The sequence below is a fragment of the Pseudooceanicola aquaeponti genome (genome assembly GCF_050897975.1).
Taxonomy (GTDB): Bacteria; Pseudomonadota; Alphaproteobacteria; order Rhodobacterales; family Rhodobacteraceae; genus Pseudooceanicola.
Map to the genome: position 1 here is coordinate 119536 of NZ_JBPAXY010000002.1, position 20179 is coordinate 139714.

At 63.9% G+C, this 20179-nt stretch carries 18 protein-coding genes; 9 read left to right on the top strand and 9 right to left on the bottom strand.

What is annotated here, in order from left to right; all coding sequences use genetic code 11:
- Positions 1 to 116 precede the first annotated feature (116 nt).
- The 4 genes from ACRARE_RS04250 to prpB are packed head-to-tail and all read left to right on the top strand — an operon-like array spanning position 117 to position 4132.
- Positions 117 to 530 carry an acyl-CoA thioesterase gene (locus ACRARE_RS04250; protein WP_432655165.1) on the top strand — a complete coding sequence of 138 codons (414 nt, stop codon included), beginning with the start codon at positions 117 to 119 and terminating at the stop codon, positions 528 to 530.
- Positions 517 to 2028, top strand: coding sequence for an MmgE/PrpD family protein (locus ACRARE_RS04255; protein ID WP_432655166.1), 1512 nt, complete (start codon positions 517 to 519; stop codon positions 2026 to 2028). The genes ACRARE_RS04250 and ACRARE_RS04255 overlap by 14 nt, the downstream gene beginning before the upstream one ends.
- Positions 2029 to 2040: 12 nt before the next feature.
- Positions 2041 to 3213 carry a bifunctional 2-methylcitrate synthase/citrate synthase gene (gene prpC, locus ACRARE_RS04260; protein WP_432655167.1) on the top strand — a complete coding sequence of 391 codons (1173 nt, stop codon included), beginning with the start codon at positions 2041 to 2043 and terminating at the stop codon, positions 3211 to 3213.
- 4 nt (positions 3214 to 3217) lie between these two features.
- Entirely contained in the window at positions 3218 to 4132 is a 915-nt protein-coding gene (gene prpB, locus ACRARE_RS04265) for a methylisocitrate lyase (RefSeq protein WP_432655168.1), read from the top strand.
- A 115-nt stretch (positions 4133 to 4247) separates the two neighbouring features.
- Here prpB and ACRARE_RS04270 read toward each other — a convergent pair whose 3' ends face one another.
- A complete protein-coding gene (locus ACRARE_RS04270; RefSeq protein WP_432655169.1) occupies positions 4248 to 5684 on the bottom strand; it encodes a helix-turn-helix domain-containing protein in 1437 nt (478 codons plus the stop codon).
- A 163-nt stretch (positions 5685 to 5847) separates the two neighbouring features.
- On the opposite strand from ACRARE_RS04270, the gene aceB reads away from it, so the two are divergent.
- The 3 genes from aceB (at position 5848) to ACRARE_RS04285 (ending at position 11121) form a co-directional block, all read left to right on the top strand.
- Positions 5848 to 7473 (top strand): malate synthase A, encoded by a 1626-nt coding sequence (aceB, locus tag ACRARE_RS04275; protein WP_432655170.1) that lies wholly within the window; start codon positions 5848 to 5850, stop codon positions 7471 to 7473.
- A gap of 125 nt (positions 7474 to 7598) precedes the next feature.
- The gene (locus ACRARE_RS04280; RefSeq protein ID WP_432655171.1) at positions 7599 to 9218 is read left to right on the top strand and encodes an isocitrate lyase; all 1620 of its coding nucleotides are present in this window, start codon (positions 7599 to 7601) and stop codon (positions 9216 to 9218) included.
- 1177 nt (positions 9219 to 10395) lie between these two features.
- On the top strand, positions 10396 to 11121 hold the full coding sequence (locus ACRARE_RS04285) for an SH3 domain-containing protein (protein ID WP_432655172.1): 726 nt from the start codon (positions 10396 to 10398) through the stop codon (positions 11119 to 11121).
- A gap of 275 nt (positions 11122 to 11396) precedes the next feature.
- Here ACRARE_RS04285 and ACRARE_RS04290 read toward each other — a convergent pair whose 3' ends face one another.
- Both ACRARE_RS04290 and ACRARE_RS04295 read right to left on the bottom strand, forming a co-directional pair.
- Positions 11397 to 12323 (bottom strand): hypothetical protein, encoded by a 927-nt coding sequence (locus tag ACRARE_RS04290; protein WP_432655173.1) that lies wholly within the window; start codon positions 12321 to 12323, stop codon positions 11397 to 11399.
- Positions 12324 to 12503: 180 nt separating this feature from the next.
- The gene (locus ACRARE_RS04295) at positions 12504 to 13817 is read right to left on the bottom strand and encodes a hypothetical protein (protein WP_432655174.1); all 1314 of its coding nucleotides are present in this window, start codon (positions 13815 to 13817) and stop codon (positions 12504 to 12506) included.
- A 592-nt stretch (positions 13818 to 14409) separates the two neighbouring features.
- Between ACRARE_RS04295 and ACRARE_RS04300 the strand changes: the two genes are divergently transcribed.
- The gene (locus tag ACRARE_RS04300) at positions 14410 to 14733 is read left to right on the top strand and encodes an H-NS histone family protein (protein WP_432655175.1); all 324 of its coding nucleotides are present in this window, start codon (positions 14410 to 14412) and stop codon (positions 14731 to 14733) included.
- Positions 14734 to 14801: 68 nt separating this feature from the next.
- Here ACRARE_RS04300 and ACRARE_RS04305 read toward each other — a convergent pair whose 3' ends face one another.
- The 6 genes from ACRARE_RS04305 to ACRARE_RS04330 form a co-directional block, all read right to left on the bottom strand.
- Positions 14802 to 15479 (bottom strand): hypothetical protein, encoded by a 678-nt coding sequence (locus ACRARE_RS04305; protein WP_432655176.1) that lies wholly within the window; start codon positions 15477 to 15479, stop codon positions 14802 to 14804.
- Positions 15476 to 16078, bottom strand: coding sequence for a hypothetical protein (locus ACRARE_RS04310; RefSeq protein WP_432655177.1), 603 nt, complete (start codon positions 16076 to 16078; stop codon positions 15476 to 15478). The genes ACRARE_RS04305 and ACRARE_RS04310 overlap by 4 nt, the downstream gene beginning before the upstream one ends.
- A 183-nt stretch (positions 16079 to 16261) precedes the next feature.
- Positions 16262 to 16909 (bottom strand): hypothetical protein, encoded by a 648-nt coding sequence (locus tag ACRARE_RS04315; protein WP_432655178.1) that lies wholly within the window; start codon positions 16907 to 16909, stop codon positions 16262 to 16264.
- A 223-nt stretch (positions 16910 to 17132) separates the two neighbouring features.
- Complete coding sequence (locus ACRARE_RS04320; protein WP_432655179.1) at positions 17133 to 17684, bottom strand: hypothetical protein; 552 nt, start codon at positions 17682 to 17684, stop codon at positions 17133 to 17135.
- Positions 17672 to 18451 (bottom strand): hypothetical protein, encoded by a 780-nt coding sequence (locus tag ACRARE_RS04325; protein ID WP_432655180.1) that lies wholly within the window; start codon positions 18449 to 18451, stop codon positions 17672 to 17674. Before ACRARE_RS04325 ends, ACRARE_RS04320 begins: the two co-directional genes overlap by 13 nt.
- Positions 18452 to 18797: 346 nt before the next feature.
- Positions 18798 to 19217: a hypothetical protein gene (locus tag ACRARE_RS04330; RefSeq protein WP_432655181.1), complete on the bottom strand. Its 420-nt coding sequence runs from the start codon at positions 19215 to 19217 to the stop codon at positions 18798 to 18800.
- Between the two features lie 436 nt (positions 19218 to 19653).
- Between ACRARE_RS04330 and ACRARE_RS04335 the strand changes: the two genes are divergently transcribed.
- Positions 19654 to 19962: a helix-turn-helix transcriptional regulator gene (locus tag ACRARE_RS04335; protein ID WP_432655182.1), complete on the top strand. Its 309-nt coding sequence runs from the start codon at positions 19654 to 19656 to the stop codon at positions 19960 to 19962.
- The last annotated feature ends 217 nt before the right edge of the window (positions 19963 to 20179 follow it).

The window sequence follows — 20179 nt, forward strand, 5'->3', positions numbered from 1 at the left end:
TTCGCAAGCCCACAGCGGACCCTTCGCAAAACTACGCCTTTTCAGTAGTTTATAGACCCGCCCGCACCATGAAAAGGTGATCTTGCCAAGTTTGCGAACCACCTGAGGGCGCCGCCATGCAAGACCCCGCCACACCACCGTTGCACATGGTCGAAATGGTCTTTCCCGACCAGGCCAACCATTACGGCACGCTGTTTGGCGGCAACGCCCTGTCGCTGATGGCGCGGGCCGCCTTCGTGGCCGCCACCCGCCATGCGCGGGGTGCGGTGGTCATGGCGCGCTCTGACCGGGTTGATTTCACCACACCGGTCAAGGTGGGCGAGCTTCTGAACCTGCAGGCCCAGGTCCTGCGCGTCGGACGCACGTCGATGTCGGTCGAGGTCCAGGCCGAGGCCGAGGATCTGTCGACCGGCACGCGCCGGGCGGCCCTGCGGGGGCAGTTCGAAATGGTGGCGGTGGATGCGGCCGGACGGCCCCGGGCCATCGCACAGGATCTAACGACAAAGGACCACAGCCGTGAAACTGCATGAAGTGCGGAGCTACAAATCCGCCGAACACCTGCCGCGTGAAAACCAGCTGGCGTGGAAGATCGCCGAAGTCGCCGCCGACCCCGTCGCGGTCGAGGCGGAGGTCGCCGAGATGATCATCAACCGGGTGATCGACAATGCCGCCGTCGCGGCTGCCTCGGTCGCGCGCCGCCCCGTCGCGTCGGCCCGGGCGCAGGCCCTGTGCCACCCCTATGCGCCGGGCGCCACGGTCTTCGGTCTGGACGCCACCTCGCGCGTCAGCCCGGAATGGGCCGCCTGGGCCAATGGCACCGCCGTGCGCGAGCTGGATTTCCACGACACCTTCCTAGCCGCCGAATACTCCCACCCCGGCGACAACATCCCGCCGATCCTGGCGGTGGCGCAGCATTGCGGTCTGTCGGGCGCGGCGCTGCTGCGCGGCTTGGCCACCGGTTACGAGATCCAGGTCGACCTCGTGAAGGGCATCTGCCTGCATGAACACAAGATCGACCACATCGCCCACCTCGGCCCGTCGGCCGCTGCGGGCATCGGCACCCTGCTGGGCCTCGACACCGAGACCATCTTCCAGGCGGTGCAGCAGGCGCTGCACACCACCACGACCACGCGCCAATCGCGCAAGGGCGAGATTTCCAGCTGGAAAGCCTATGCGCCCGCCTTTGCAGGCAAGATGGCCATCGAGGCGGTGGACCGGGTGATGCGCGGCGAAGGGGCGCCCAGCCCGGCCTGGGAGGGCGAGGACGGCTTCATCGCCTGGCTGCTCGGCGGGCCGGAAGCGGTCTATCACGTCCCCCTGCCCGAGGCGGGCGAGGCCAAGCGCGCGATCCTCGACACCTACACCAAGGAGCATTCGGCGGAATACCAGAGCCAGGCGCTGATCGACCTGGCCCGTCGCATGGGGCCGAAGATCGGCGATTTGTCCAAGGTGCGCTCGATCCTGATCGAGACCTCGCACCACACCCACTACGTCATCGGCACCGGAGCGGGGGATCCGCAGAAGATGGACCCGACCGCCAGCCGTGAGACGCTGGATCATTCGATCATGTATATCTTCGCCGTGGCCCTGGAAGACGGCGGGTGGCACCACGAGAAAAGCTATACGCCCGAACGCGCGCAGCGCCCCGAGACGGTGGCGCTCTGGCACAAGATCGAGACAGCCGAGGATCCCGAGTGGACCCGTCGCTATCACGCGCGCGACCCGAAAGAGAAAGCCTTCGGCGGGCGTGTGACCATCACCCTGGATGATGGCTCACGCATCGTGGACGAACTGGCCCTGGCCGACGCCCATCCCGACGGCGCCCGCCCCTTCGCCCGCGCGCAGTACAAGCAGAAGTTCCTGACCCTGTCCGAAGGGGTGCTGACACCCGAGGAACAGGCCCGCTTCCTGGCCGCTGCCGAAGGGCTGGCCGATCTGGGTGCGGGCGAGCTGGGCCAGCTGACCTTCACTGTCGCGACAGACAAGCTCGGCGCGCCCCGCCCGCGCGGCATTTTCGACTGGTCCTGAGGAGGAAAGATCATGAGTGGTCCCGTCAAGAAACCGAAGAAATCCGTGGCGCTTTCGGGCGTCACGGCTGGCAACACCGCGCTTTGCTCGGTCGGGCAAAGCGGCAACGACCTGCACTATCGCGGCTATGACATCCTCGATCTGGCCGAGGCCTGCGATTTCGAGGAGGTGGCACATCTGCTGATCCACGGCAGCCTGCCCAGCGACGCCGAGCTGATCGCTTACCGGGCCAAGTTGCGGGCCCTTCGCGGTCTGCCCCGCACCCTGCGCGAAACGCTAGAGGCGATCCCGGCAGCGGCCCACCCTATGGACGTTCTGCGGTCGGGCGTCTCAGCCCTAGGCTGCGCCCTGCCCGAGGCCGCCGATCACAACAGCCCCGGCGCGCGCGACATCATCGACCGGCTGGTGGCCTGCCAGGGGTCCATGCTGCTCTACTGGTATCACTACGCCCAGAACGGTCGGCGCATCGAGGTCGAGACCGAAGACGACAGCGTCGCGGGCCACTTCCTGCACCTGCTGCACGGCAGACCCGCGACCGAGGCCGAGGTGCGCGCCATGCACACCACGCTGAACCTCTATGCCGAGCATGAGTTCAACGCCTCGACCTTCACCGCGCGCTCCATCGCGGGAACCGGGTCGGACGTCTATTCCGCCGTCACCGGCGCCATCGGCGCCCTGCGCGGACCGAAACACGGCGGCGCCAACGAGGTCGCCTTCGAGATCCAGAAACGCTACTCCGACCCCTACGAGGCAGAGGCGGACATACGCGAACGGGTCGCCGCGAAGGAGGTCGTCATCGGCTTCGGACACCCGGTCTACACTGTCTCGGACCCGCGCAACGTGGTGATCAAATCGGTCGCCCGCCGCCTGTCCGAAGAGGCCCGCGCGCCAAGGATGTTCGCCATCGCCGAACGGATCGAGACGGTGATGATGGACACCAAGAAGATGTTCCCGAACCTCGACTGGTATTCCGCCGTCTCCTACCACCTGCTGGGGGTGCCAACGGCGATGTTTACGCCGATCTTCGTCATCGCCCGCACCGCAGGCTGGGGGGCGCATGTGATCGAACAGCGCGAGGACAACAAGATCATCCGACCCTCGGCCAATTACGTGGGCCCCGAAAACCGCCCCTTCCTTCCCCGCGGCAGCCGTGGCCTGTCGCTTTCGGCAGCCGCAGCGGAGTGACCCCATGACCTATTTGCTTGCCAATGACCTGCCCGACGTCAGCGCGGGCCGCCGCTTTCGCGCCGCCCTCGCCCGGCCCGGCATCCTGCGCCTGCCGGGCGTCCACAACGGCCAGGCCGCGTTGCAGGCCCGCGCCGCCGGGTTCGACACGCTCTATCTTTCGGGGGCGGCGATGACAGCCTCGATGGGCTTGCCGGACCTGGGCATCATCACCGTCGACGAGGTCTGTTTCTTTATCCGCCAGATCGCGCGGGCCTCGGGGCTGCCCCTGCTGGTGGACGGCGACACGGGCTATGGCGAGGCGCTGAACGTGATGCACATGGTGCGCAGTTTCGAAGAGGCGGGCGCAGGGGCCGTGCATCTGGAAGACCAGCTCTTGCCGAAGAAATGCGGCCACCTGAACGACAAGAAACTGGCCCCCGCCGCCGACATGGCCGCCAAGGTCGCCGCCGCCACCCGCGCCGCGCGCGACATGGTCGTAATTGCCCGCACCGACGCGGCCGCATCGGAAGGAATGGAAGGCGCCATCGCCCGCGCCCGCCTCTATGTCGAGGCCGGGGCGGATGCGATCTTCCCCGAGGCCCTGACCTCTGTCGAGATGTTCCGCCAAATGCGCGCCGCCCTGCCGGGGGTCAAGCTGCTGGCCAACATGACCGAGTTCGGACGTACCCCGGCACTGAGCGCGCAGGAGTTCCAAGAGCTGGGCTATGACATGGTGATCTGGCCGGTCTCCTCGCTGCGCGTCGCCAACAAGGCCCAGGAAGAGCTTTACGCGGCTCTGGCCCGCGACGGCGCCACCACGGCGATGCTGCCCCGAATGCAGACGCGCCAGGCGCTCTACGATACCATCGGCCTGGGCAGCTTCGAGGCGCTGGACAAGAGCATCGCCGCCTCCGTCGCGCCGGACTGGGTGGCCTGAGGGCAGGCCCGGGGCGCGCGCCATAGGGCGCTACCGATCAGGGCAAATCAGATCCGCACAGGGCGGCCCGCCAGGGTCGCCCTGTCCCCTGCCCGGTCCTGTCCCGGCCCCCGGCTCACTCTCCCTCGAAGCGGAAGAGCGCGACGCTGCGTTCCCGCTCGTTCAGCGCCAGGCGCCGGTTGATCGGGGCCTGGGCGCGCGAGGCGCAGTTCCGCTTTTCGCAGAGATAGCAGTTCAGCCCGATATCGGTCGGCTCGGCCTTCTCCGGGTCGATCCCGTCGGCATAGATCAGGCGCGGCGCATAGGCGACGTCGCAGCCCAACCCGATGGCCAGCTTCTGCGCCGGGGCGCCGAAGGTGCCGCCGACGCGGGTCACCGTGCGCGCGATCGAGAAGTACCGCGCGCCCTCGGGCATCCGGATCATCTGGCAATGAATGCGGTCAGGCTGTTCGAACGCACCATGAATGTTCCACAGCGGACAGGTGCCGCCGAAGCGTGAGAAGGGAAAGCGCCCGGCGCTGAAGCGTTTCGACACGTTCCCCGCCCGGTCGATCCGCACAAAGAAGAAGGGAATGCCCCGCGCCTCGGGCCGTTGCAGGTTCGACATCCGGTGCGCGGTCTGTTCGTAGCTGGTGCCAAAGCGGTGCGACAGCAGTTCGATGTCATAGCGTTCCGCCTCGCAGGCCTTCAGGAAGCGGCTGTAGGGCATCAGCAGGGCAGCGGCGAAATAGTTGAACAGGCTGACCCGGCCCAGGGCCTCTTCGTCCGGGCCGGTCAAACCGGCCTCGGCCAGGGTCGCGCGGATCAGCTCTTCGTGCTCCAGCCGGGCCAGAAGAACGCCCATCTGAAAGCGACGACTGGCCTGCCCCAGCAGTTCCGACAGCATCAGCTCGCGCCGGTGCGGGTCATAGCGCCGCAGGGCGCCACCCATCACTTCGCCGGGCAGGATGCGCACCCGCAGGCCATGTTGCGCCAGACGTTCGGTCAAGGCGACATGCGGCTCGGACCGGGTCAGGCCCATCTCTTCGGCCTGCACCTCGGCCAGGCGGTCAATCACGTCGATGTAGTTGCCAGTACCATAGAACCAGTCGCGCACCCGTTCGACCGGGCGGGCGATCTGGCCCAGCACCTCGACCTTGTTGCGGTCGGTCAGGGGGTTCTCTTCCGCATGGGCGCTCATCTGCAATTCGGACAGCTTGTTGTGCAGACGCACCAGCGCGGCGGCCACACCGGGCGCCGATTGCAGCACCGCCTCGACCTCGGCCCGCGTGACGCCCGCCGCCTCGACCGCAGGATCCTTCAGCGCAGAATCGAAATCCGAGGCCAGCTGCGCATTCACCTGCGGCGCCAGCTCGCCCACGTTCAGGTCATAAACCTGCGCCAGCCGCATCAGCAGCTTGGCCGAGGCCGGGCGCTGATCGGATTCGATCAGCGTGATGTAGCTGGCAGAAACTCCCAACTCTTCCGCCATCTGCGCCTGGGTCAGCCCCAGCGACTTGCGCAGGACCTTCAGGCGCTGGCCGATGATCAGCTTCTCTGTGCGTTTCGCCATCGTGACAACCTTACAAAATGCGGCGGAGCATCCTGACAAGACTTACAGGATTACCCTTTAATTTCAGATACATAATGCACATGCAAGATGACATTACTAGGGTGACATTACGAACCGGGTGTCGGGCAGCTTCGTCCCGCACCACCATCGGAGGGCTCAGCCAATGTCACTTGATCACATCTCTTCCGCAGAGGCCGCGCCGCTGGTGCTGCGCGACGCGCCCGGCGCCGACCGCGTATTGACGCCCGAGGCCCTGGCCTTCCTGCACGCGCTGAACGCCGCCTTTGCGCCGCAAATCCGGGCCCTTCTGGGCGCCCGACGCATCCGCCAGGCCGCCTATGATGCGGGCCAGCTGCCCGAATCCCTGACCGAGACACGCGAGATCCGTGCCGGTGACTGGGAAGCCGCCCCGGTACCCGCCCCGCTCCAGGACCGCCGGGTCGAGATCACGGGCCCCGTCGATCGCAAGATGATGATCAACGCGCTGAATTCCGGGGCACGGGTCTTCATGGCCGACTTCGAGGATGCCTCGGCACCGCGTTTCGACACGATGATCGCCGGTCAGGTGAACATGATCGACTATCGCGACGGCACCCTGACCCACGAGGACCCTCGCAGCGGCAAAAGCTACCACCTGAACGCCGATACCGCGGTGCTGATCGTCCGCCCGCGCGGGCTGCACCTGGAAGAGGCCAACGTGCTGATCGGCGGCGCCGCGATGCCTGCCGCGCTGTTCGACTTCGGCCTGCACGCCTTCCACAACGCCGTGGCGCTGGCCGAAAGCGGTCGCGGCCCCTTCTACTACCTGCCCAAGCTGGAGAACCACCGCGAGGCGCGGCTGTGGAACGAGATCTTCCTTTTCACCCAAGAGCACCTGGGCCTCGCCCCCGGCACGATCAAGGCTACCGTGCTGATCGAGACCCTGCGCGCCGCCTTCGAGATGGACGAGATCATCTGGGAGCTGCGCGATCACATCGCCGGGCTGAACTGCGGTCGCTGGGACTACATTTTCAGCTACATCAAGACCTTGCGCGCGCACCCCGGCCACGTCCTGCCCGACCGGGCCGAGGTGACGATGGATCGCGCCTTTCTCGCCGCCTATGCCGCGCGCCTGGTCCAGACCTGCCATCGGCGCGGCATCCACGCCATGGGCGGCATGGCGGCGCAGATCCCGATCAAGGGCGACGAGGCCGCCAATGCCGCTGCCTTTGCAAAGGTGCGCGCCGACAAACAGCGCGAGGTCGACATGGGCCACGATGGCACCTGGGTCGCCCACCCGGATCTGGTGCCGGTGGCGATGGAGGTTTTCGACGCCACCATGCCCGGTGACAACCAGATCAAGATCCCGCGCCAGCATCCGCGCGTAGCCAACGATGACCTGCTGGTGCCGCACAGCGGCCAGGTGACCGAGGCCGGGATGCGTGAAAACCTCTCAGTGGCGCTGGACTACCTGTCGCAATGGCTTTGCGGTCGGGGCGCGGTGCCGATCAACAACCTGATGGAAGATGCCGCCACGGCAGAGATCAGCCGGATGCAGCTCTGGCAATGGATCCGCCATGGCGTCGCGGTGACGCTGGACGCGGGCGGGACCCGCACCGCCACCGCCGCCTGGTTCGGCGAGATGCTCCAGCAAGAGATCCGCGCCACCCTCGATCGCCTGGGCGCCACCGGGTTCCACCGCGGTCACTACGCCTCGGCCGCCCGCATCCTGCAAGAGGCGGTGACCGCCGAAGAGCCGCCCGCATTCATCACCGGCCCGGCCTATGACGTGCTGAACGCCTTCGACTGACCGGCCGCATGATGGACCTGCCCCGCATCCTGTCGCCCTTCGGTGGGCCCCACCCTGCCGAAGACTTCCACACCGGCGCGCCCCGGCGCGTCCCCTTCGCTCCCACGTCTGAAAGAGGATATGACATGGCAAACCGCAAACCCTACGCCGAGCTGCGCGCCGAAGCCGAAGCGCGCTACCCCTCGGGCCGCACCGCAGGCGGCGTCGGCATCGACGACATCGTGCAGCTGAAACTTCAGAACACCTACAACACCCACCTGGATGTCGCCCGCGACATGGCCACGGTGATGCGTGCCGACATGGCCGCCTATGATGCCGACCCGACCCTGTCGACCCAATCTCTGGGCTGCTGGTCCGGCTTCCACGCCCAGCAGATGATCAAGAGCGTCAAGCGCCTGCGCGGCACCACCAAGCGCGCCTATGTCTACCTCTCGGGTTGGATGGTCGCCGGTCTGCGCAACACCTGGGGCCATCTGCCCGACCAGTCGATGCATGAAAAGACCGCCGTGGCCGACCTGATCGAAGAGATCTATGTCTCGCTGCGCCAGGCCGACGAAGTGGCCCTGAACGACCTCTTCAAGGATCTGAAGGCCGCTCGCGCCGCCGGGGATGCCGCCGCCGAGACCAGGGCGATCGAGGCCATCGACGGTTTCGAATCCCACGTCGTGCCGATCATCGCCGATATCGACGCAGGCTTCGGCAACGAACACGCCACCTACCTGCTGGCCAAGGAACTGATCAAGGCCGGGGCCTGCTGCCTGCAAATCGAGAACCAGGTGTCGGATGCCAAGCAATGCGGCCATCAGGACGGCAAGGTCACCGTGCCGCGCGAGGATTTCATCGAGAAGCTGCGCGCCTGCCGCCTGGCCTTCGAGGAACTGGGCGTCGACGACGGCGTGATCGTGGCCCGCACCGACAGCCTGGGCGCAGGTCTGACCCAGAAGGTCCCGGTCAGCACCGCTCCGGGCGATCTGGCGTCGCAGTATATCAAGTGGCTGAAGACCGAACCGATCACCGAGGCCAATCCAATCCACGAGGGCGAACTGGCGCTGTATCAGGGCGGTGAATTCGTCAAGCCCGCCCGCCTTCCCAACGGCCTATTCCCGTTCCAGCCGGGCACCGGCCGGGCACGGGTGATCGAGGATTGCGTCGCTTCGCTGACCGAAGGCGGGGCCGACCTGCTGTGGATCGAGACGGACACGCCGAACGTGCAGGAAATCGCCTCGATGGTGAACGAGATCCGCCAGGTCGTGCCGAATGCCAAGCTGACCTACAACAACTCGCCCTCCTTCAACTGGACGCTGAACCTGCGCAAACAGGTGCGGTCCGAATGGATCACCGAAGGCAAGATCGCCGCGGACGACTACCCCGAAGGCAACGAGCTGATGAAGGCCGATTTCGACGCCACCGAGCTGGGCATCGAAGCCGACAACCGGCTGCGCCGCTTCCAGCATGATATCTCGACCCAGGCGGGCGTGTTCCACAACCTGATCACCCTGCCCACCTTCCACCTGACCGCCAAGTCGATGGACGAACTGAGCCGCGGCTACTTCGGCGAGGACAAGATGCTGGCCTATGTCGGCACCGTGCAGCGCGAAGAGATCCGTCGCGGCATCTCGGCGGTGAAGCACCAGCACGAGGTCGGTTCGGACCTGGGCGACAGTTTCAAGGAAATGGTGTCGGGCGAACGCGCGCTGAAAGCGGGCGGCGCGGCCAACACGATGAACCAGTTCGCAGCCGAGTAAGCGAAGCGAGACCCGAGACCTGCACTAAGGACGCTCCCCGTGCCTATCCGCATGGGGAGCGTCATCGCTTTCCGGAACGTCATCCTGCGGCGAATTGACTCCTTTCGCAGCCTGACCCCCCAAGAGTCCGAATGCCGACACCGCAGGGTTCAGCAGAGATGAAATTGACGAGAAAGCGGGCCAGTTTCGCCTTGCTGTCTACCGTAGTCATGGCGGCCTTTGCCCCGGTGCAGCTGACGACGCGCATCGAGGCCAATAGGATCACCCTATGAAAGGACGAGCTGTCGGGCGTAGCGGATCTGCTGGGGGCGACCTGCAGCTCGGCACAGGGGAAAGCTGGACCTCTTCCCGACACAGAGCCTGCCGTTGCGTCTCATGGACACACGCGGCCTCAAAGCGTGATCAGGACATGACCTTGCCAAGGTCACAAGGTGGGCTTTTTTCTCCAATTAGCCGCGCACGAATGTTCCCATTAGCCCACCGGTGAGGAGCATTTTGCCCTGATTTTCAGGGTACCCCCGGGGGGGGGGGGCGAGCGCTGGAGCGGACGTTCATGCACCGTGCAGCGAATGACCGCAGCCAGCCCGAACGCGACATCCGCGCAAGACGCAGCATGACGCCAGGCACTGGCTCTAAAGGCGGGCACATAAGCTGTAACAACACAAATATGGCCTGAGACCGGCGTAGAAGTTAGTGGAGCAATCTGTCTAACACTCCTTCGTCACCGCGATGACACAGCGGATACTCAGCACCAGCGAATGGTGCGGGATTGCACCACGCGGTACTCTTGCTAGTCTCTTGATGTCGCGCAATTTGTTTCCGGTCTTATCCCTCAATGCCATTTTCGCCCGAACGTACAGAGCTAATCAAGGCTCGCATAGCTGAACGGTTAGCTGCTGGTCCGTCGAATGATTGGGAAATGTCTTTTCTCAACAATATGGCTCGACGGTTCAATCGGTATGGGACCAAGACGCGCTTGAGCGCTGCTCAGTTCAAAACGTTGCAAAGGATACTAAAGCTGGATCGTGAGGGGCCAACTACGTCGCCCAAACCTCGGACGGATCGCAATAGCTGGGCCAAAACCCCAAGGCCTTCCCGACCGAAGGCGCGTCCGATGTCTATTGCTCGTGCAGCCACGGCCCCAAGACGGGCTATACGGCGTGCGCAACGGCAAGTCATGTTGCCTATTGTCTTGGTGTTGGGACTTTTCGGGCTGGTCGCTTCGTTATTTGAATCAGGATCGACAGGGCCTGCAAACTATCGTCCGAAGGTAGCATCGACACCACAGGCAAGTAGTGCCGAACTCCTGTACGTCACAGGATCGCGGGTCAATCAACGTGTGGGGCCATCAACATCTACGGATGTGATGGGCGTCCTGACAGAAGGCACGCAGGTGCGAGCAGTTGGACAGCAAGGCGGCTGGACGCAAATAGTATCTAGCCTTGGAACTGGCTGGATGGCATCAAGGCTCCTTTCCTCGAAAGGCGCGGCCGTGACCTCATCCTCGTCGGCAGGGCGTATACTTCGCGCCAGTGATGTACGTGTAATAGACGGCGACACAGTCGACATAAGAGGCCAAGATGCGAACGTCCGGCTTGTCGGTTTCAATGCGCCTGAAACTTGGAGACCGTCGTGCGATGCGGAGCTTAAAGCCGGGCAGCGTGCGACTGCGCGTTTGGTCCAGCTTGTGCGGGGTGCTGGGGCGATCGAGTTTAGGCGAGTTTCCTGTTCTTGCAGGCCCGGCACCGAAGGCACCGATCAGTGCAATTTCGGCCGGCAGTGCGGGACGTTGCTAGTGGACGGCGTGGATGTTGGAAAAATCTTGATGCGTGAAGGCTTGGCAGTCGCGTATCGTTGCGGTCGAACTAGTTGCCCGCCGCGCCCTCAATCGTGGTGCAGGTAGGGCAGCCAGCAGCCCATAGCAGTCGTTCTTGCCAGGTGCGGCGAATGTCGGCTTCCAGCCCTTCCGCGACATTAGTGCCATGCGCAGCATGGCCGCAGGCGCCGGAACTACCGACGGGAAGGCGACTTTCGCGGCAGACGCAAGCTCATCCTTTATACACTGCGTAAGCGGATATGCCGCCTGCTCGCGACTGCGGAGATGTCGAGCAGGGGGCTATTAGCTGTGTTTGAAATCGGCGGTGCCTGCAAAAAACGCAGAACCATCTTCAACTCATCTCAGGAAATGTCCAAATGAACCATGGTGGCAATGTCGTGCAGTGGCCCCATGCGAACGAGCTTCCCTCCCCCCACATCAGCCCCCTGCACTATAAGTCGGCGCTCGTCTTGATATGCGTACCGGAAGTGCTTCGTTTTGGCCACGTTAGGGACACCAGGGGGCGGGAAATATGGGTCCAGATAGTTCACATCTGCGAAGTAGGATCGCGCACCGGGGAACTGCTGTCCAACTGCGCAGAGCAACCGTTTCTCGAACTCCGCAGGATGGTTGATGATCACCGCGCCTGTCGCACCCCAGTCTGCAATCATCCGAAGCTCAGGTGTCTTCCCCAAGCAGTACAGACCGTAGCCGTCAATGTTCAATCGTATGTTAATAACATGGTCACGCTCTTCGTCTGGCACGTCTTGCGGGTTGGCAACCACGCGACGGACTTCCTCAGTGGAAAGGATGCCCTTGACCTCTATCGAACATTCATCGTCCTGAACGGCGAAGATATCTGAGTCCATGAACCGTTTCGCCGGTTGGATCATCAACTCGCCTTCGTTGTACAGGCCCTGCATGTGGTCGAGCCGTCCGAACCGAAGGAGGCAGCGTGGGGGAGCGGCTGAGAACGGCTGTGCAGCTCGTTTGATCCTTGCCCGGCGTGGTTCATCGAATGGCAGAATCTCCTTGAATGGCCTACCCGTGAATTTGGCCGAGTAGATCCCATGCCTTATGCGAAGCTCTTCCGTACATTCTGTCAACCGAAGGCACAACTCAGCGAACGTCTGCCCCTTCACCGGGACAATCAGCGCGTCAACACCGACGCGCACGGTATTGTTCACGATGTCCGCAAGCCGCTGCTCAAGCTCCGCATCACTGGCCCGCCGAAGGTAGCGTGTCTGGTGATAGAGAACAATAATCTGTCGGGTCGGATCAGAATTCATTATGGAGCAGACCTTGCGCCGTTGCTAAGAGTAGCCGTTAATGGGCAGTCGAGGTTTCGCTGCAGTCCGTTCGGCCAAGCAAAATCCGGCCCTTTTATTCAATCGGACGATCTACGCTCTATCCACCCGAAGAGCATTATTTGACTGAAGACACTAGCAACATAAAGATGGCCCGACCTATCAGCCTTTATCCACGACTTTGCTCACCGCCTCACTAAGGGTGTCCGAAACCTTATCCACCAAGGTCTTTAACGTCCCGTCGTCTAACTTAGCAGATTCGGTGCTACCATTCGCGTTCTGCTGTCCAAACATGCGCCGGACCAGCTCAGCTTTGATCGCCTGTTGTTCCTTCGAGCTCAGGCTTGCAATGAATGGGTCTAAGGCTTGTGTTTCAAGTGCATAAGAGCGCAGCAACGTCTCGTTATCGCGGTGCATCTTGGATTGGCGAGACGTATAGCCCGCGGCATAGAGGAAAATAGCTGTAAGAGACGATGCGGTAATCAGGTCGGGCCAATTTACCCCACCGTTCTCTAAAGCCTCGAACCCATGATTGACTTTATAGGCAAGCCAAATTGCAGTGGCCAGGAGGCATACGATGGACGCAAACCGCCAAAAATTCGCGGCTCTCCCCTCGTCTTTCGAGCTTTTGTGATATCCCCCCGTGACTGTTTCATCGGTCACCAAGTCATGTAGCTGTCGAATCGCTACTTGATTTCCTTTAATTTCACGCCTTGCGATTTCCGCCGACTTCTTAAAGTCTTCAAAAGAGGTGTCGAAGAGCGCCATCTGTTTGGCGATGGCATCGAGCCGACCTTGTTCAAACAGCTCTATTTGTGCCTTTAGGTTCTCTGAGAATTTCTTCTCACGTTCAATCTGCGCGGCGGAATGCTCCTCTGCGCGTGTCGTTTGCTTCTCAGTAAACTCATCTTGCCACTCTGCAAGCTTCTCGATTGCTGACGCATCCAGACGGCTCAGTTTCTGGTCCAAGGCCGCAGCTTTTTCACTGACTGCAGCTAATTCTGCCTCATTCGTCGAGAGCCGCTGGCTTGTCTCTTTTGCCTCTGCCTCCATCGAGGCTGAAAATGATGTGAACGCATCTTGAGCGTTTGCGACAGCCTGTTGTGCCTCCTGAGGCCGCGACATGGCTGCAATATTGAAAATCTGCGGTGCGTAACTCGTAGCGTTATCGTTCGCGGTTCGTAGTTGGACTATCGATTTTTGCTCCGAGAACGCTTTCAATTGGTTCAACACATGGCCCTTAAAGTGCTGGTGAATCTGATCCAACGACTGCTTGGGATAAAAATCTGGATCCAACCCCGCCACTACAGCACGCAAAGTCCCCAGCACGTTCTTTAGCCGCCGCCGTTCACCCTCAAATTCAGCATCAGTGTCATCGACTTCTACGGCTATGCACTCGTCGGCTTCGTCCAAAAGTTGATGGATAGGGTGTTTGTTAAATTCGTCAGACCAACGGGACACTTCAAACTCCTTCATTCCGCTTGCTTGGCACAAGGCACAGCTAGATACCATTCAGCCCCAAGGCACGATCTAAGTCTAGCTCGGTCTGGGAATTGATGCCGTGCATTGTTGACAGAAGTTGTGATGTTTCTACGGCGATCTAGCTGAACGCCGCCTCGAGGGATACTGGTTTCTGGTCTGCGGATGTGACAATGCCGAGAATCTAGCAGTTCGATCGGGTTTAGTTCAGGTCGAATTCGCCCATCAACGCCGCCGCCCACCAACCCAAAAGAATGCCCTTCGTGATGCACAACTGGCCGCTTCTGTAAACTGCAATACAGCATGGGGCCCGCGCCTAGGTGTCCGGAAAGTGCCGATAGCGATAGCCGCTTCAGGTGCGCCCCTGTCGAGTGCCATGTCCGCTTCCTGGGCATAGCGGACACCCAGGGGGCCCGGCAGCAATGACAGCTCCCTGCGCAAAGCGGTCACACAACCCTAGCCGTGGCAACGTCTGCTTTTCTGGCAAAGCCGTTAGGCTGAACTTCGCCCCCTCGACCCCAGCCAACTTCCCATTGCCATTCGGCTCAGCATGTTTAGCGTCCTTGTCCATCACCTAAGGATGAAGCCCATGACGCAACACCGCGATATCGACCTCAGCTCCCTTTCGCTGGCAGAGCTGCGCAAACTGGAACGCCGGGTCGCCAGGGCCATCTCCACCTTCGAGGGTCGCCGCATAGCCGACGCCCGCGCGATCCTGGCGGCCCGGGCGCATGATCTGGGTTACACCCTCGACGAACTTACCTCCGAAAGCGTCAAGCAACGCGCCAAGTTGCCCCCCAAGTACCAGCACCCCGAGGATGCCTCGCTCACCTGGACCGGCAAGGGCCGCAAGCCCAAGTGGCTTCACGATGCGCTTGCCGCAGGTTTGGAGCTGGAGGCGCTGTCGATCTGACTTGAGAACGCGAAGAGCCGAGGCATCCGCCCCGGCCCTATCGCCTCACAGTTTCGACCTAGATCCCCTCAGGCCGCCCGCCTGGCCCTCTCCCCTTCCCAAGGCTTCATCGGCGGCAGCGCCTCGGTGACCTGGTGCGCGGTCAGCCCGCCGTAGATCCGGAAGTGATCGCGCAGGGTCATGAGCGCATCCCACCACAGCAGGTAGTCCCGCCGGGCCCGCGCCTGGTCCCGGGGGTGGTTCTCGATCGTGACCGGGCAGCAGCGCAGATCCACCTCGCGCAGCTTCCCGCGGCTGGTGTAGCGCGCCTTGCCGCAGCTCTCAGTCACCGCGAAGCGCCCGTGCTTCGTCTGCCGCCAGTCCACGGGTTGCACCTGCGGGGCGAGGTCCGAGCCCCAGCCCAGGGTTTCGCCCGCGCGGCAGAGATCCGCGATCACCAGCGCCATGCGCCGACCTCCCACGCCCTCGGGCAGCTGCGCCAGGGCATCGGCCACCGCGTCCGCGTCGGGATGCGGCTCAGACGTGCCGCCGCCCTGAACACGGCAGCCAAGCTCCGCCTGGCGCATCAGGATGTGTTCCATGCCATAGCCCTTGAGCGCGCCCTGCGGTCGTTCAGTGGCGCCCTGGTCGAAGTCGATGCGGATCTTCTCCTTCTGGAACGCCCAGTCGAGAAGCTGCAGGATGCTGACGTCGCGCGGCGCCGCGCTGCTGAGGCCCCGGGGCCGGTGTCGGATCGCCATGGTCATGCCGCCTGCCCCTCTGCTTGCTGGCCGCGGCGGACGAGATCCCGTGCCGCGTCCTGGTGTGCCTCATAGGCGTGGAGCCATTCGCGGTCCGCCGCATCCACCGGCAGCCGCAGGCCGAGGCGCTCGCGCAGGCGGGCGACCTTCGACTGCGCCGCCCCGGCCCGGTCCGCGATGATCCGGCGTTCCTGCGGGTTCAACGGCGGGCGGTGCTTCGACAGCCACCAGCGGTATTCCTCGACCAGCCGCCCCTCGGCCAGAGCGGCGCGGCCCGCCGCGCTGCCGAACCAGGAAGCCAGCCCGGGCATCTCTTCCAGCGGGCGCGGCTGCGCCACCTGCGCCAGGGCGACGAAGGCCGCATGGCTGGGCCAGAAGTCCCGGGCCCGGCCCTCGCCCTTCGAGCGCATCGCCTCGAAGAGCCGCCGCAGGTTGGCGTCGCTCATGTAGCCCAGCTCATCCGCCAGGCGGTCGAGGCGCTTCTGCGCCTCGCCCGGCTCCACCGTCTTGGGGAAGCGGAATCCGATCCCCTCCAGCGGCCCCAGCAACAACCGGCGCACCCGGTCCCGCTTCGTCTCGTGATCCTGATCCTGCTCGATCCGCATCCTCTCGCCCTTTCTCAGCCAAGGTCCGACTTATCCACAGGCATCCTGCTCGAACTGTCCGCGCAACGTCCTGTGTCTTCTGATGTCTCTGTCCATGTCTCTATCGGAGCGGACAGTTTGAAAGTGTCCAGGACACTGTCCGAACTGTCCGGTGGACACTTCCGACACTGTCCACCGGACAGTTCAGGACAGTTGCCTGCCGCCCCGCGTGTGCATGTGAAGTTGATGATCGGACCAGGCGCCGATGGCGCGCTCGATCCAGGAGGCGCCGCGATAGCCGCAGCCCTGCTCCGTGAGCCATTCATCCATCCACAGGATGGCCGCGTCATTGGCCGCCAGATCGACGTGATAGCCCGCGATGGCGCTGCGCAGGCGCTGGCGGCGCTTCATCGCGTTGCCCGCCTCGTTGCGCGCCCGGTTGTCGTGCTTGCGCGCGATGGCATCGGTGACGACCTCCAGCACCATCGGGTGATACAGGCGAACCACGCCCTCGCAGAGACAGGGGCGCCACTTGTGCAGCGGACCGAAGCTGCCCTCGCAAAGCCGCTGCAGCCGCCCCTGATCAACGCCCAGGAGCTTGGCCAGCTGCTCGGTGTCCGCGGGCAGTGTGCCGATCGGGTTCTGTTCCTGGGCGATGCAGATCAGGTCGAAGTAGAGCGCCCGGCACTCCTCCGTGGCCTTCAGGCGCATCTCGGAGTTCAGCCAGCGGCGGTGATGCCAGGCGATGAAGTAATGGCTGTCGAGGCGCTCCTGGCCCGACAGCGGGTATTCCTCGAGATCGTCGGTCTCGACGGCGCGCAGCACCGACCCGGCACTGGTCACCGCACGCATGGTGCGCCCCCACCTTCACGTCGGGCAGCGACGACGACAGAGCCCCTTGCGGCCTCCCTGGCGGGCGCGATGGCTGCCGCTTTCGTGGAACCATCGCGCCCCGTCACCGCACAGCCTGGAGGTGCAGCGGCAACGGTCCGACCAACCGAGACAGCCGGGACAGGAGGAAGGCTACCACGCCCCCTATTCAGGTCAATTGTCGCACACCCCGAGCTCGCCTGCCTCACGCGACTTTCCTCCGCTTTGCTGCGGGGATATCGAGCTTGAGCCGATCCCGGCGCAGGCGCACCGCGTCCTTGTGGCAGCCCGCCAGGCGGGCGATCTCCGTCAGGCCCCGCTGGCCATCGACCAGGGCCAGGATCTTCCGGGTGATTTCTTCGTCATCCCCCGAGACGGACTTCTCACGCCCGCCCCGGAGCGGCACCGGCTTCGGGCGGGCGATCTCCAGCCCATCCTCGCGCGCCACCCGCTGGATGCGCTGACGTGCCGTGTGGCGCAGCAGCATGATCTCGCTGATGCTCAGCCCGTCCTTGATGTCCTGGGCGATCTCGCGATCCTTCAGCCGGTCCGCCAGGGTCGGCCCCTGCGGGCGCGGCATCGTCCGGAAGCCGCCCTTGAAGGCCTCGTTCCGGGTGATGAGCGACTTGGTGTTCGGATCCCAGACATAGTCCCGGTCCATGCCGCTCACCCCCGTGGGGATGCGCCGCTTCTCCTCCGGAATACGCTCCAGCGCCTCGTCGATCAGACGGCGCTCTTCTGCGGTCACGATGTCCATGCGGGCCTCCTAGGGCTCTGGTCTTCAAGGGTCAGCGGCAGCGAGGGCGCCGCGCTCAGCGGCGGCGCCAGATGTGCGGGCAGCGCCGGATAGTCGCCGGGGCGGGTCAGCCGCGGACGGCAGGGCGGGATCCGCCGCAGCACCGTCGGGCCGTCCCGGCCCTTCAGCCAGACCAGCCAGCAATAGGAGGTGGCACTGGTGGGCCGCTCCGCGCGCCCGGTCCCGTCCGGCCCCTCGCGCCAGACCGGCACCTCGGGGTCGAGCAGCACCCCGCGCCACAGCACCACGCGCTCCACGAAGGGCAGCACCAGCGCCTCGGGCTGATCCCGGAACAGGGTCTCATAGCGGCTCACGCCCTCGACAAAGGCGGTGCGGACGAAGACCGCCACCCCGCGCCGCGCGCGTTCCAGCCCCCGGGCGATGACCTCGGCGGCCAGGCGGAACGGCGGATTGGTAATGACAAAGTCGACCTCGGGCACGTCCTGCGCCCAGTCGATCAGGAAATCCGCGACAGCCTGCTGCCCCGGCCAGCCGTAATTCATGACATCGGAGGCGAAGACCGAGCCGAAGGCCTCGGCCAGGGGCCGCGCCATGTGGCCCCGGTTGCAGCAGGGCTCCCAGGCCGACATCTGCGCCAGGTCATAGCCCTCGCCCGTCAGCACCTCGCAGAGGGCCCGCGTGGCCCAGGGCGGTGTCGGAAAATCATCGAGACTGTCCGGCGCCTCGATCCGGCGCTGCATGACAGCGGTAGAGGCGGCAAAGCTCATGTCGCTGTCCCCTTTGGAAAAGCGGGGCGCGCCGGGTGGGACGCGCCCCCAGTCGGGGACAGAAGCGGGACCACGACGCCCCGGACGGCCGCGCGGTCCCGCGGGGCGGCCAGACAAGGTCCGGGGAAACAGGGGGCGCGGAGGGCCTGGAGGACATGGGCCCTCCGCACCAGGGAGCGCCCTGCCCTGCCCGACAGCTGGCGCTCCGCACGGCCCGGCGCCTGTGCCGGGGTCCGTGAGTGGTTCGTATGAAGGAGGATCGGCGCAGGGAGCGCGCCGCCTACGAAGGCGCCCTCCCCGCGACGATGCCCCGCCCGTCGGCGGGATGGATATGCGAGAGGGGCGCTCATGCGGCGGCCTCGTCCTCGAGGCGGGCCAGCAACTGCTGCGAGGCCGCGATGGACTCGCGCAGCTCCTTCATGACGCCCTCGACATCGCCCGCGCAGAGCAGGCCGACGGCGGCGTTGGACACGTCGCCATTCTCGGCCACCACGCGCAGCACCAGGTCGTTGACCTCCTGGCGGACCTGGCGGGCCGCCCGGCGGTCGGCCAGCATCGAGGTGATCGGGAAGCGCTCCAGCGCATCCTCCAGCCCGCAGAAGTGGGCGATCGAGACCGGCAGCCCGCCGTTGACCTCGCGCGAGATCGTGCCCTTGGCACAGCCCAGCAGGGCCGCCGCCGCATCCACGCCGCCGAAGTCCCGCACCAGCTGCTTGAACAGCGCCCGCACCGCGGGTCCCTGGTACACCGCGATCTCACCGCTCATCGCGAAACCCCGTTTTCTGGAAGAAAGACAGAGACACCGGCATAACCAGAGCATGGAGAAAGCCAGCGAAAGGTTTGGAGCCAGAGAGGGATGAGCACGTCATGCGGCGTCCCCTGGATCGTCGCTCGGCAACTTCTCACGGCGTAAATCGACGAAAGAGAATAGCCCGTGAGCCGGTTCCGGTAGCCCTTTCTCAACAGCGAGGGCACGAAGCGCGACAAAGAACTTCGCAGGCAGCGCAGGCGCCATCATGTGGCTATGAAGTGTGTTCGCCGAAATCCCCAGCCGGATCGCTACGGTGCGATACCCACCGAGATCTCGAACCAGTTCTCGGGATGCATAACTCATACGCGAGATTTGGTCTGAATTTTTCAGACTGTCAATAGTCCGACGAAAATCGGTTCCAAAAATTCGGACCAAGCCAGATACAGGCGCCATGACACACGAAGAGCTCGAAAAGATCTTCCTGCTTGGCGATACGTCCAACGACGCCCTTCGCCTGCGCCTCATTGCCGCCAGACTGTCGACCGGCCTCACCCAAAAAGAGGTCGCCGACGCCGTCGGCCTAGCGAAACAGACGTACCACTCGCAGGAGACAAGGGGCGCCCCATCTATCTCTGTCGCAAGGTACTTTTACCGCGCACACGGCATCGACTTCAATTTCCTCTTCCACGGCGACTTTGCCCACCTTCACCCGAACGTGCAGGCGAAGCTGGCGGACGCGGCCCAAAAAGCCAGCGAGTAGCAGGGTCAAACACCCAATTCACGTCCACCCCGAGCAGCCGGAGCGCGCGAACGAAGCGCGCCAGTATCATGTTCGATTCCCTATCGTTCCCCTTTTGTACTCACTTTCCGTGCGCGCACTCAACCCCCAGCCAAACCCGTATGTCTGAATTTTTCAGACTTTAGGATTGACCAGTCTGATTTTTTCGGACTACCGTCCCCCATCACCCCTTGATGGA